We start from the raw sequence: 11,756 nt of genomic DNA on the forward strand, positions 1-11,756 counted from the left end.
CCATGAGCGACGACGCCCCCACCACCGAGTCCGGCAGGGTCCCGAACAAGGGCAAGCTGGCCAAGGACCTCAACGAGGTCATCCGCTACACGCTGTGGTCCGTCTTCAAGCTGAAGGACGTGCTCCCCGAGGACCGCGCGGGCTACGCCGACGAGGTCCAGGAGCTGTTCGACCAGCTCGCCGCCAAGGACGTGACGATCCGCGGCACGTACGACGTGTCCGGCCTGCGCGCCGACGCCGACGTCATGATCTGGTGGCACGCCGAGACCGCCGACCAGCTCCAGGAGGCGTACAACCTCTTCCGCCGCACCCGGCTGGGCCGCGCCCTGGAGCCCGTGTGGTCGAACATGGCGCTGCACCGCCCCGCCGAGTTCAACCGCTCGCACATCCCGGCGTTCCTCGCCGACGAGACGCCCCGCAACTACGTGAGCGTCTACCCCTTCGTGCGCTCCTACGACTGGTACCTGCTGCCCGACGAGGACCGTCGCCGCATGCTCGCCGACCACGGCAAGATGGCCCGCGGCTACCCGGACGTCCGCGCCAACACCGTCGCCTCGTTCTCCCTGGGCGACTACGAGTGGCTCCTGGCCTTCGAGGCCGACGAGCTGTACCGCATCGTCGACCTCATGCGCCACCTGCGCGCCTCGGAGGCCCGCATGCACGTCCGCGAGGAGGTCCCGTTCTACACGGGCCGTCGCAAGGACCTCACGGAGCTCGTCGCGGGCCTCGCCTGATCAGCGCCCCGGCCGGGCGGCGCGCTCCGCGGGGGCGACCGCCGGCTCGGGTTCCGGGTGCGGTGCGCAGGCCGCGCGCCGCACCGGGAGCCGGCCCTCCAGCAGGTACGCCTCCAGGTGGCCGTTGACGCACCGGTTCGGGCCGCCCGCGATGCCGTGCGTGCCGGCGTCCCGCTCGGTCACCAGCACCGAGCCCGTCAGCCGCCGGTGCATCTCCAGCGCCCCGGCGTAGGGCGCCGCCGCGTCCCGTTCGGAGGCCAGGATCAGCGTCGGCGGCAGCTCGCCCGGACCGGTCCGCACGTCGACCGGCTGCTGCCGGGGCGCCGGCCAGTACGCGCACGGCAGGTTCGCCCACACGTTGTCCCACGTCTCGAACGGCGCGACGCGCGCCAGCCGCGTGTTGTCGCGGTCCCACACCCTCCAGTCCGTCGGCCAGGACGCGTCGTTGCACTCCACGGCCGTGTACACGGCATTGGCGTTCTCCGCCTCCGCGGCGGCCTCCCGTACCGGACCGGCCTGCGCGATCAGCTGCTTCGGGTCGCCCTTCAGATACTCCGACAGCGCCTGCGCCCGCGCCGGCCAGTAGTCGTCGTAGTACCCGGCCTGGAGGAACGCGCCCTGGAGCTGCCCCGGGCCCACCTTCCCGCCGGCCGGCTCCGCGGCCAGCATGGCGCGCGCCCGCTCGTAGCTGTGCAGCACCGCCTCCGCCGTGCCGCCCAGGCCGTACACGTCGTCGTGCTTCGCGACCCACTCCCGGAAGTCCGTCCAGCGGCTCTCGAACGCCGCCGACTGGTCGAGGTTGTTGCGGTACCAGATCTGCGTCGGGTCCGGGTTCACGGCCGCGTCGAACACCATCCGCCGCACGTGGGAGGGGAACAGCGTCGCGTAGACCCCCCCGAAGTAGGTGCCGTACGACGCCCCCATGAACGTCAGCCGCTCCTCGCCGAGCGCGGCGCGCAGCACGTCCAGATCACGGGCGTTGTTGAGCGAGTTGTAGTGCCGCAGTGCGCTGCCCGACCGCTTCGCACACCCCTGCGCGTACGCCTTCGCCTGCGCGATGCGCTCCCGCTTGTACGACTCCGAGGGGTGGTCCGGGGCGGGGGCGGGGCCCTTGAAGAAGCGCTTGGGATCCTGACAGGACAGCGGCGCCGAACGGCCGACCCCGCGCGGGTCGTAGCCGACGAGGTCGTAGGCCGCCCCGATCCGTTTCCACTCCGGCAGCAGCCCGATCAGCGGGAAGTAGAGGCCCGAGCCGCCGGGACCGCCCGGATTGAAGACCAGCGCGCCCTGCCGGGGCACCCGGTGCTTGCTGTTGTGCGGATCCCGGTGGGTGGCCCGCACCCGGCTTACGGTGAGCCGGATCTGCCGGCCGTTCGGGGCCGCGTAGTCGAGCGGGACGGAGACCGTGCCGCACTGCATGCTGCCGGGCAGGTCCTGCGCGTCGGAGCAGTTCCCGAAGTCGACGCCCTTCGCCGCGGCCCGCGCGGCGGCCCGCACGACGCCGGCCGAGCCGGGCAGGCCGCCGGCGTTCGGGGCGCCGCCCGCCGGGACGGCGGAGAGGGCGGTCAGGAGGAGGGCTCCTGCGGCCGAGTGGAGGGCGGCGGCTCTCATCGGGTGTCCCTTCGGTGCACGGCGGCGACAGAAGGGATGTTTGGTTCGACCGTGGGGGAAGGCAAGCACCGTCGGCGGGTGTCGGCGCCAATGCCCCTTGTGCGCCCCCCGGTGGTCGAGCGCGCCCTGCCTCAGTCCCGCCCGTACTGCTCACGATGGGCGAACGCAGCCCGCAGGTCCGGCTCGCCCACCGCGCGGATCCCGCGTACGGCGACGGAGGTCAGGTACGTGCGATCGTCCCCCGGGCCGCCGGCCCGACGGGCCAGCGCGCCCAGCAGTCGCTGCCCGGCCGGGGAGGCCCAGCGCGAGTACGGATGCACCTCCACCCGCGCTATCGCGAGGCAGCTCAGCGTGAGCGCCAGGGGCAGCGCGAACCAGAGCGCGACGAGGTTGCGGGGCATGTCCGGGGTGGCGGGGACCAACAGTGCGGTGACGCCCAGCGCGAGAACGGCCACGGCCGCGACCCGCACCTGCCGCACCCCGGTCGCCACCGTCGTACGGGCCCCGTCGGGCACCGCGAGACCGGCGCGGACCAGCCGGTTGGCCAAGCCGCCCACCGCGTCCGCGGCGGCCGCCGCCGCCCGCGCCGGGGCGATCCGGGACTGTCCCTCGGGCCCGATGGCCCCTATGACCGAGCGCTCCATCTCGTCGCGCCCGCGCGGGTCCACGACGGTCGCCCAGCCGGTGCGCGCGAGCACCAGCCGCCGCTGTCGCGCCATGGAGACCATGGTCAGGTCGGCGACCCTGCGCGGACCGCCGGACAGGAAGGCCGCCTCGTAGAGCGTCAGATCATGTCCCTGGCCGGCGTTCTCGTCGACGGCCGCCGCCCGTACGGCGGCCAGGCACAGCCGTGTGCACGCCGCACCCGCGACGGTCCATGCCAGCAGCAGGAGAAGCACCCAGACCATGCCGCGTTTCTATGCCATGTGCCCCGAGAAACGCCATGCCCTGTTCACCATCCGGACCGAGCGTTGTGGATATGTGACGTTCCGCTTCCCCTCGCGGGTTTCAGCCGCCGGGTGGCGGGCTGGCCGCGGCCGGCGGGAGCGGGTAGGTGGGATACGGCGACGGCGTCACCGGCACGGCCGACCCGGGGTCGGCCGTCGGGCCCGGCGGGCCGGGGGAGCGGGTGATCGGCGGCGTGCTGTCGGCGGCCAAGTCCCGGGCGAGGGCGTCGAAGTCGACGTCCCCGGTGGCCTCCAGGATCTTGATGTGGTCCAGCACGGTGGTGTTGGCGTCGTCGGCGAGCTCGCGCACCAGCGAGTTGCGGGTACTGGCCCGCACCTGGGCGACGACGGAGAACACCCGGCCGTGCGCGAGACGCAGGATGTTGGCGAACTTCCAGTCGTACTGCTGCCCCTGCGCCGCGTCGAGCTCGCTCAGCCAGCCCTTCTGCTGGTCGTTGGGCTCGTTCGGCAGCGAGAGGCCCAGCCGGGAGGCGACGGTGCGCACCCGAGCGTCCAGGAAGGTGTGCCCCTCGACCAGGTGCCGGCCCGCCGTCCGTACGGCCTCGGTCGTGCCCTTCGTCTGCGCCTGCTGGCCGGCGGGCAGCTCCCACAGCCCCGCCAGCCGGACCTTCGTGACGAACTCCCGGTCCAGCGCGGACAACGGCCCGTACTGCGTCGACACCGTCTGCGCGTTCAGCACGTCCACTCCGGTGCCCGACCGGTCGGCGTACGACCAGATAGGGAAGACCAGCGCCGCCAGGGTCGCCGCCAGGCCCGTGATGATGAGCCCGGTGCCGCTGAAGATGCCTCTGCCCTGGATGGGGGGTCGCGGCCGCATGGGTGCCTCCTGCTCGCGGCACTGCACGCTAGTGCGCTTTCGGTTGCGGGACTGGCTGGCATATTACTGCGCCTGCACCGTCAACTGCCGTACAGGGGCAAACGGTTACAACGAGGGCATCGCGTGCGAAACGGGAGGACTGGAAGAGGCTCCAAAACGGGAGAAACCATGTGGAAACGGTGAGGGAACGGTTGCGGAGCGCGTCGCGGGCTGCGGGGTGTTAACCCCGGCACATTCGGGCGGCCCACGGGCCCGGATCCCTCACCGTCGTGTCAACGTCCGCCCCACCCGTCCTGCCCGTCCCACCTGCCCCAGCCGTGACTTCGGCCTCGGGGCGGGGCCCGAGCGGTCCAGCCACCAGCGGCGCAGTTCGCGGCGGGCCCGGCCCTCCGTCAACCGTCCGCCCAGAAGCGTCGCCTCGGCGAAGTCGAGGGCGTCCTGCCGGTAGCCGCCGTGCATCGGACGCCCTTGGGCGTACGCGAGGAAAGCGGTGCGGTAACCGCTTCCGAGAATCAGCGGCAGCTCCGGGGCCACCTTCGCCACCACATCCGCCCGCTTCGCCGCCAGCGCCCGGGACTGTACGCCGAGTCGCACCCGGTCGAAGCCCTCGGGGACCGGTGTCCCGGCGACCAGCGCGGACAGCAGGGAGGCCTGCGCGAGACCGAGGCGCTGACGAGTGGCCTCGCCGAGAGCGGCCGGGACCGGCTCCGGGGTGCGCGAGGCCGATTCACCACCGGCCCTTGTGTCGGTCCCGGCACCGGTCGCGGTCCCGGCACCGGTCGCGGTCCCGGCACCGGTCGCGGTCCCGGCACCGGTCGCGGTCCCGGCACCGGTCGCGGTCCCGGCACCGGTACCAGTCGCGGTTCCGGTCCCGGTGCGGGTCTCGGTCCCAGCCTCGGCTCCGGTCCGCGTTCCCGTCTCCGTCGCGTCGTGCGGCCTCGCGCTCGAACCGGCTCGCGCGAGGGCGCCCTCTCGCCCGCCGGCTTCGACGGCCGCCCTGATCGTGCCCAACTCCCTTTCCAGTTCGGCCGGCTCGGGGAAGTTCTCGTCCCGCTCCAGCAGCACCCCCGGCGGCGACACCCGGCACGCAAGGTCGGTGAGGATGTCGAGGACCGGCCGGGGCACCGGGTGGGCGTGACTGTCGTGCCAGACGCCGTCCCGCTCGAAACCGCCGGCGACATGGACGTAGGCGATGGCCTCCAGGGGAAGTTCGGCGAGCGCCTTGGCGGGGTCCTCGCCCCGGTTGACGTGGTTGGTGTGCAGGTTGGCCACGTCGATGAGCAGCCGTACGCCCGTGCGGTCGGCCAGCTCGTACAGGAACTGCCCCTCGGTCATCTCCTCGCCCGGCCACGCGAGGAGCGCGGCGATGTTCTCGACGGCGAGCGGCACGGGCAGCGCGTCCTGCGCGATGCGCACGTTCTCGCACAGCACGTCGAGGGCGTCACGAGTGCGGGGCACGGGCAGCAGATGCCCTGCCTCGAGCCGCGGGGAAGCCGTCAGGGGGCCGCCCGCGCGGACGAACGCGATGTGCTCGGTGACCAGCGGCGAACCCAGTGCCTCCGCCCGCTCGGCGAGCGCGGCCAGCCGCCCCGCGTCGGGCCGCTCCGCGTCGCCCAGTCCGAGCGAGACGCCGTGCGGGATCACGGTGACCCCGCGCTCGCGCAGCCGTAGCAGCGAGTCGGGCAGATGCCCGGGACACACGTTCTCGGCGACGGCCTCGACCCAGTCGATGCCCGGCATGCGCTCCACGGCGTCCGCGATCTCCGGCCGCCAGCCGATCCCCGTCCCCAGTCGCCTCATGGTCCCCGCCTCCTTCGTGCCCCCTGCGTGGTGACGGTGGTATGGCCCCGCCACCGCCTCCCGAACCGCCCGCCACCCTCCTTCAGAGCAACATTTGAGGTTCGGGCGGGAGGGTGGAGGGCTGAAGGGCCGGAGGGCTGGAGGGCTGGGGAGCTGGGGAGCTGGGGAGCTGCTGCGGGGTCGTCCGGCTGTAGGGGCGAGGGACGGTGGGCTCGGGGCTCGGGGCTCGGGGCTCGGGGCGAGGGACGGTGGGGATTGGAGCTAGGAAGCGGCCCTCAGGGCCGGGTGGTCCGCGACCACCGTGCAGCTGCCCGGCGCGATCTCGGTGAATCCCGCGTCCCGCACCAGCGGCAGTCCGCTCTCCGTCAGCTCACGCCACCGTCGCGGATCCGCGGTCCGCACGGCGAGCGGGAAACCCGCCTCGCGCCAGGCGGCCTTCTCCTCGTCCGACAGCTCCCACCAGGCGAGCTGCGCGCCATGCCCGGCCTGCGCCATCGCCTTGCCCGCGGACATGCCGACCTCCGGGTTCTGCCAGATCACCGGAGCCGTCGGGTCGATGTCGGCCGGCGGCTCCGGGTCCTCGAGATCGGTTCCGGAAACCTGGAGCTTCGCCAGGTCCTTGGGCCAGCCGTCCAGCGGAACGGGCGGGAAAACCCTTACTTCCGCCGCCTTGCCCGTGACCGTGATGCCGGGCAGCGCCTCCGCCCGCCGCCACTCGGCGCCACGCGCCCGCCGCACCACCTTGCGGATCCGGGCGTCCTGCCAGTCACGCACGGCCGCCGCCCACTCGCCGTCGCCCAGCGCCCGCTCGTCGGCGAGGAGGGTCAGCACGGCGCGCGCGGCCGTCTCCAGCGCGTCCGTGCGCGCCGGCGGGTCGGCACGCTCGATACGGACCACCAACGGCAGGACGAACTGCGGGGCCTCGTCCCGTATCGAACGCTCGGAACGGAAAGGGCTGTCGCCGGGAACGGCCGGATCACTGGTCACGTCCTCCAGTCTGCCAGGTGGAAGATCCCTGCATCCGCGGCGAGAGGACGGTCCGCATGCCACGTGAGCTACGGCTGGAGGCCGTGGGCCGCCGCTACGGCGTTCGCGGCCCCTGGGTGTTCCGCGACGTGCATCTGAACCCGGCCCCCGCCACCCTCACCCGGATCGAGGGCCCCAACGGCACCGGGAAGTCCACCCTGCTCCGACTGCTCGCCCGCATCGACGCCCCGACCGAAGGCAGGGTCACCGGCACCCCCCGCACCGCCTACGTTCCCGAACGTTTCCCCGCCGCCCTCCCCTTCACCGCCCTCGGCTACCTCACCCACCTCGGCGCGCTGCACGGCCTGTCCCGTCCGGCGGCCGGACGTGCCGCGGCCGACTGGCTGGACCGCTTCGGCGCCACCGCACACGCCCACACCCCGATGAGCCGCCTCTCCAAGGGCAGCAGCCAGAAGGTCGCCGTGGCACAAGCACTGCTCGCCGAACCGGAGTTGCTGATCCTGGACGAGGCATGGACCGGACTCGACACCGACGCGCGCGCCGAACTCGAACGTGCCGTCGCCGAGCGGACGGTCGCCGGAGCGGCCGTCGTCTTCGTCGACCACGACACCCGCCGCCTCGCCGGCCGGGCGGACGCCGAGTACACCGTCCGCGACGGCACCCTCCACCGCCGAACCGCGCCGGAGCCGACCACCGCGCCCGACGGTCCCCACATGACCATCGAGGTGCACGGCCCGTCCGCCCCGCTCCCGCCGGAGGCGCTCCGGCTGGCCACCGCCACCGAGGAGACGGCCGACCGCACCCACCGGCTCACCGTCCCCGCCTCCCACTCCGACGTCCTGCTCCGCGCCCTGCTGACCGCCCGTCCGCCGTGGCACGTGGTGAGCGTCCGTCAGGACGGGAGGCCTCACCGGTGATCGCCCTCCTGCGCTATCAGACCGCGCTGCTCCTGCGCTCGCAGCGCTGGCTGCCTCCGTTCCTCCTCTACGCCGTCTTCCTGGGCGTCGGCGTGCAGGGAGGCCAGCCGCTGCTGGACTCGCTCGGCTACACGGCCGCGTTCCTGCTGCCCGTCGCCGCCTGGCTGGTGCGGATCTGTGTCACCAACGAGCCCCCGGCCGCCCGCACCGTCGTCGCGGCGGCGATCGGGCCCGGGCGGGCGCATCTGGCCTGTGTCCTGGTCGCGCTGACCACGGCCGTCGCGTTCGGTACGACGGCGACTGTGATGGTCACGCTCATCAGCGACCCGGTCGGCAGCAACCACGACAAGCGTGTTCCCGTCCTGGAGGCCGCCGGCGCCGGACTGCTCGCCGTCCTGACCTGCGCCCTGCTCGGTGCGGCCGTCGGCGCGCTCACCGCCTGGCCCGTGCTCCGCTCGCCCGGCCGCGCGGTTCCCGCACTGCTGCTGGCGGCCCTGCTGGCGCTGGTGGTAACCGGTTCCCCGGCGCAGGCGGCGGTGAGCGGCCTGGTCGGCGGCTCCCACTCGGCGACCGTCCACGTGCCGCTCCTGCCCGCGGCCGCGGCAGCCTTGCTGAGCGCCGCCGCGACGGCCGTCGCGTGCGCGCTTACGTCCCGCCGATCGCCGTGAGCGGCGTGAGCGGCGTGAGCGGCGTGAGCGGGGGAGGGGCGTGAGGGGGAGGCCCGGGAAAGCGGTTACGCATCAGTGGACGATTGCGCGCCGGTGATGTGCGGTGGTAACCGATTACGGCCCAGCAAGCGAACGGGCGTGTGCTGACGCCCGGGTAACCGATTACGCGTCGGTGAGACGATCGCGCGCCGGTAAGCGGAAGCGGTAACGAACCAGTGTCCGGCCGCTAGCCACCCGCCACAGCCACCCGGCCCACCGCCACGGGCCACCCGCCCACCGCCACGGGCTACCCGTCGGCAACCGGTTACTTGCCGGGTAACCGGTTGCCCGGCCGTGCCTGGTCGCGGTCGCGCGGGACAAGCGGTTACCTTGCGCACGCCTCGCGAGGCAAGGGCAAGCGGTTACCCCGAGCACGCCGTCCGCTGCGCCTCCTGCCACTCGCACACCGGGCACAGCGTGATCCCCTTGTACGACTCCGGATACTCCGTCGGCTTCCGGCACAGCACGCACTCGGCGTAGGGCGGCCCCTCGGCCCTGGGCGGCGTGGTCGCGTCGATCAGGCAGTAGTCCCGGTCGCTGTCGTCGCTCATACCTCCACCGTACGTAAGCGGTGACCACGTACGAAGCGAGATCGGCGGCCGGAGCGGGGCGTGGCGGGGCGTGCGTGGTTCACCGCCGTCCGCTCGCCGCCCCGATCAGCTCGGACACCTTCACGAACCGGTATCCCCGACGGCGCAGCTCCGGCACGACGGCCCGTACCGCCCGCTCGGTCGTCGGGGCGGCGGTGCGCGTGCAGTGCATGACGACGACGGAGCCGGGCCGGACCCCTTCCAGCACCTGCCGGGCCACCGCGTCCGCGTCGGTCGCGAACGCGTCCCCGCTCACCACGTCCCACTGCACCGCGGTCACGCCCATGCCGCTCACCGCGCGCAGCGCCCGCCGGTCGTAGCAGCCGCCGGGAAAACGGAAGTACGGCATCGCGTCCGGCACCCCGGCCTTGCGGAACGCCGTGTACGCCCGCTCCACGTCCGCGCGCATCCTGTCCTCGGGGACGGTCGGCAGGCCGTAGCAGTCATCGGTGAAGGCGTAGTGGCTGTAGGAGTGGTTGGCGATCTCGAAGCGGGGGTCGCGGCCGAGGGAGCGGGCCTGGTCCGGGTACTCCTCGGCCCAGCGGCCGGTCATGAACACGGTGGCCGGCACCTTCAGCGCCCGCAGTGCCGCGATCAGCCCCGGGTTGTCGAAGTGCTCGCCGGCCGCCGCGCGGGCTCCCTGGTCGGCGGTCATGTCGGCGTCGAAGGTGAGGGCGACCGTCTTGTCGGCGGTACGGGGCGCGTTGCTGAAGACGGGGGTGATACCGGCCGGACCGGGGGCCAGGGTGGGGGGCCGGGCGGGGGCGGTGGAAGCGTGTGCGGGGGCGGCCGGACGCGCGGCGTGCGGTTCCTGAGGGGCGCCGCAGGCAGCGAGGGGGGCGAGTGCGGCCCCGAGGGCACAGAGGGCGGCGAGGCGACGTACGGGAAGGATCATCGTATGAAGTTATGAGGGTTGTGCTGGTGTTTGTGCCGATATGTGACCGCGCCTCGGGTTGTGTCACCCAGCCGGGCTCTCGTTCGCCCAGGCGGTGTCAGGCGGTGTCAGGCGTTGTTCAGGCAGTGTCGAGGCGATGTCCAGGCAGTGGCCAGGCGGGCGAGGACGCGGAACGCTCGTGCGCCGACGGCTCCCGTGACGTCACGTCAAGGCCGAGCGGGCCAGGAGCTGCCCCACCGCACGCCGGTCCGGGGCCGTGCCGGTGGGGCGACTCCCGGAACCGGTGTTAGCGCCGCCAGGGCCCCGTGACCGCGAAGGTCGTTCCCGGGGTGTAGCAGTTCACGTACATCGTGTCGCCGTCGGGGGAGAAGGTGACGCCGGCGAACTCGCCCCATTCGGGGGCCTGGGGTGTTCCGATGTTCTGGCGGCCCCGCGCCATCGCGTACACCTCGCCGGTCCTGGTCACGCCGAAGACGTGCTGGGCGCCGTTGCCGTCCTCGCAGACCATCAGGCCGCCGCTGGGCGCCAGGCAGATGTTGTCCGGGGACTCGCCCGGGAGCTGGACGTCCGTGTCCGGGCCGAAGACGATGACGAGGGTGAGGCGGCGGAGCTTCGGGTCGTACCGCCAGATCTGGCCGAAGTGGTCGGCCGCCGAGCCGTCCGAACCGTGTGCGAACGACGACACGAAGTACACGCACCGCCCGCCCCAGTAGCAGCCCTCGAGCTTCTGGGCGTGCGTGATGCCCTTCGGGCCGAAGTCCTGGAGGCGGACCGGGGTTTCGACGGCGAGGGGGTCCGGTACGTCGACCCACTCGATGCCGTCGAAGGTGGCGCCCGTGTCCTGGATCGAGGACAGGTCCGGAACGCCGGGTACGCGCATCGCCTGGAGACGGCCGCCCGCGCGCAGCGAGCCCGCCCCGCCGAGCGGTTTCTTCGGCAGAAAGCGGTAGAAAAGGCCGAACGGCTCAAGAAACGCGTCCTCGGTTTCGTAAACGATTCCGAGCCGCGGGTCGACGGCGATCGCCTCGTGCTGGAAGCGGCCCATCGCGGTCAGCGGGACCGCTCCGCTGCGGTGCGGGTCGGCCGGGTCGACCTCGAAGATGAAGCCGTGATCCTTTGTGTAACCGTTTGTGCCGGCTTTGTCCTCGGTCTCCTCGCAGGTCAGCCAGGTGTGCCACGGAGTGGGTCCGCCCGCGCAGTTGACGGCGGTACCGGCGATGGCCACGCGCTCGGAGAGCACGTGGTTCCGGGAGTCCAGCGTCAGGGCCGTACAACCGCCCTTGCCCGCCGGGTCGTAGGTCAGCCCTTCGACCGTGGGGACGGGGAACTTCGCCGCGGGGCGGTTCTCGTGGTTGCGGACCAGGTGGACGCGACCGCCCCGGCCGGGCAGGGCCGTCATGCCGTCGTGGTTCGAGGGCACCGGACCCTCCCCGGAGCGCAGCGGGTCGCCCTCGCGGGAGAGGACCCGGTAGCGGAAGCCCGCGGGGAGGTCGAGCAGGCCGTTCGCGTCGGGCACGAGGGGGCCGTAGCCGTCGCGGCCGAGGCTCTGCGCGGCGGCGGTGCCCGCGAAGAGGTCGGAGAGGGCACCGGTGAACGCGATGCTCGCGCCCACTCCCAGGGCGCCGGTGCCGGCGAGGATCTGACGTCGTGTCGCAGACATGGGGAAACCTTCCTGCTGGCGGACAGGAACTGTGATCCCGCTGTGTCTATCACCCGGAGTGCGCCCCGGG

At 73.0% G+C, this 11,756-nt stretch carries 11 protein-coding genes; 3 read left to right on the forward strand and 8 right to left on the reverse strand.

All coding sequences use genetic code 11. The features are described 5' to 3' along the window. Positions 1-2 precede the first annotated feature (2 nt). Positions 3-734, forward strand: coding sequence for a hydrogen peroxide-dependent heme synthase (gene hemQ / locus ACIRPU_RS10345; protein ID WP_307165903.1), 732 nt, complete (start codon positions 3-5; stop codon positions 732-734). Here the strand turns inward: hemQ and ACIRPU_RS10350 are convergent, their stop codons facing one another. The 5 genes from ACIRPU_RS10350 to ACIRPU_RS10370 all read right to left on the reverse strand — a co-directional run bounded on the left by ACIRPU_RS10350 (position 735) and on the right by ACIRPU_RS10370 (position 6,917). After that, positions 735-2,345 carry an alpha/beta hydrolase gene (locus tag ACIRPU_RS10350; RefSeq protein ID WP_403864357.1) on the reverse strand — a complete coding sequence of 537 codons (1,611 nt, stop codon included), beginning with the start codon at positions 2,343-2,345 and terminating at the stop codon, positions 735-737. A gap of 131 nt (positions 2,346-2,476) precedes the next feature. Continuing rightward, positions 2,477-3,253 (reverse strand): TIGR04222 domain-containing membrane protein, encoded by a 777-nt coding sequence (locus ACIRPU_RS10355; protein ID WP_403864360.1) that lies wholly within the window; start codon positions 3,251-3,253, stop codon positions 2,477-2,479. A gap of 100 nt (positions 3,254-3,353) precedes the next feature. Beyond that, on the reverse strand, positions 3,354-4,130 hold the full coding sequence (locus tag ACIRPU_RS10360) for a DUF4142 domain-containing protein (protein WP_403864363.1): 777 nt from the start codon (positions 4,128-4,130) through the stop codon (positions 3,354-3,356). A 261-nt stretch (positions 4,131-4,391) separates the two neighbouring features. Continuing rightward, positions 4,392-5,930, reverse strand: a complete 1,539-nt coding sequence (locus ACIRPU_RS10365; protein WP_403864366.1) for a DUF692 domain-containing protein — start codon at positions 5,928-5,930, stop codon at positions 4,392-4,394. A gap of 261 nt (positions 5,931-6,191) precedes the next feature. After that, positions 6,192-6,917, reverse strand: a complete 726-nt coding sequence (locus tag ACIRPU_RS10370) for a peptidyl-tRNA hydrolase (protein WP_403864369.1) — start codon at positions 6,915-6,917, stop codon at positions 6,192-6,194. A 56-nt stretch (positions 6,918-6,973) separates the two neighbouring features. Here ACIRPU_RS10370 and ACIRPU_RS10375 point away from each other — a divergent pair, with 56 nt between their 5' ends. Next, positions 6,974-7,834 (forward strand): ATP-binding cassette domain-containing protein, encoded by an 861-nt coding sequence (locus tag ACIRPU_RS10375; protein WP_403864372.1) that lies wholly within the window; start codon positions 6,974-6,976, stop codon positions 7,832-7,834. Continuing rightward, on the forward strand, positions 7,831-8,502 hold the full coding sequence (locus tag ACIRPU_RS10380; protein WP_403864375.1) for an ABC transporter: 672 nt from the start codon (positions 7,831-7,833) through the stop codon (positions 8,500-8,502). The genes ACIRPU_RS10375 and ACIRPU_RS10380 overlap by 4 nt, the downstream gene beginning before the upstream one ends. Before the next feature lie 401 nt (positions 8,503-8,903). Here ACIRPU_RS10380 and ACIRPU_RS10385 read toward each other — a convergent pair whose 3' ends face one another. The 3 genes from ACIRPU_RS10385 to ACIRPU_RS10395 all read right to left on the reverse strand — a co-directional run bounded on the left by ACIRPU_RS10385 (position 8,904) and on the right by ACIRPU_RS10395 (position 11,686). Beyond that, positions 8,904-9,092 carry a hypothetical protein gene (locus ACIRPU_RS10385; protein ID WP_384119651.1) on the reverse strand — a complete coding sequence of 63 codons (189 nt, stop codon included), beginning with the start codon at positions 9,090-9,092 and terminating at the stop codon, positions 8,904-8,906. Positions 9,093-9,171: 79 nt separating this feature from the next. Beyond that, entirely contained in the window at positions 9,172-10,026 is an 855-nt protein-coding gene (locus tag ACIRPU_RS10390) for a polysaccharide deacetylase family protein (RefSeq protein WP_403864378.1), read from the reverse strand. A 286-nt stretch (positions 10,027-10,312) separates the two neighbouring features. Beyond that, positions 10,313-11,686 carry a PhoX family protein gene (locus tag ACIRPU_RS10395; RefSeq protein WP_403864381.1) on the reverse strand — a complete coding sequence of 458 codons (1,374 nt, stop codon included), beginning with the start codon at positions 11,684-11,686 and terminating at the stop codon, positions 10,313-10,315. Between the last annotated feature and the right edge of the window lie 70 nt (positions 11,687-11,756).

Source organism: Streptomyces sp. NPDC102259, from assembly GCF_044766465.1.
Taxonomy (GTDB): Bacteria; Actinomycetota; Actinomycetes; order Streptomycetales; family Streptomycetaceae; genus Streptomyces.

Excerpts from the sequence above, each read along its gene's own strand:
- ACIRPU_RS10350 (WP_403864357.1), bottom strand. The coding sequence starts at position 2,345 with ATGAGAGCCGCCGCCCTCCACTCGGCCGCAGGAGCCCTCCTCCTGACC.
- ACIRPU_RS10375 (WP_403864372.1), top strand. The coding sequence starts at position 6,974 with ATGCCACGTGAGCTACGGCTGGAGGCCGTGGGCCGCCGCTACGGCGTT.
- ACIRPU_RS10390 (WP_403864378.1), bottom strand. The coding sequence starts at position 10,026 with ATGATCCTTCCCGTACGTCGCCTCGCCGCCCTCTGTGCCCTCGGGGCC.
- ACIRPU_RS10355 (WP_403864360.1), bottom strand. The coding sequence starts at position 3,253 with ATGGTCTGGGTGCTTCTCCTGCTGCTGGCATGGACCGTCGCGGGTGCG.
- ACIRPU_RS10365 (WP_403864366.1), bottom strand. The coding sequence starts at position 5,930 with ATGAGGCGACTGGGGACGGGGATCGGCTGGCGGCCGGAGATCGCGGAC.
- hemQ (WP_307165903.1), top strand. The coding sequence starts at position 3 with ATGAGCGACGACGCCCCCACCACCGAGTCCGGCAGGGTCCCGAACAAG.
- ACIRPU_RS10395 (WP_403864381.1), bottom strand. The coding sequence starts at position 11,686 with ATGTCTGCGACACGACGTCAGATCCTCGCCGGCACCGGCGCCCTGGGA.
- ACIRPU_RS10360 (WP_403864363.1), bottom strand. The coding sequence starts at position 4,130 with ATGCGGCCGCGACCCCCCATCCAGGGCAGAGGCATCTTCAGCGGCACC.
- ACIRPU_RS10385 (WP_384119651.1), bottom strand. The coding sequence starts at position 9,092 with ATGAGCGACGACAGCGACCGGGACTACTGCCTGATCGACGCGACCACG.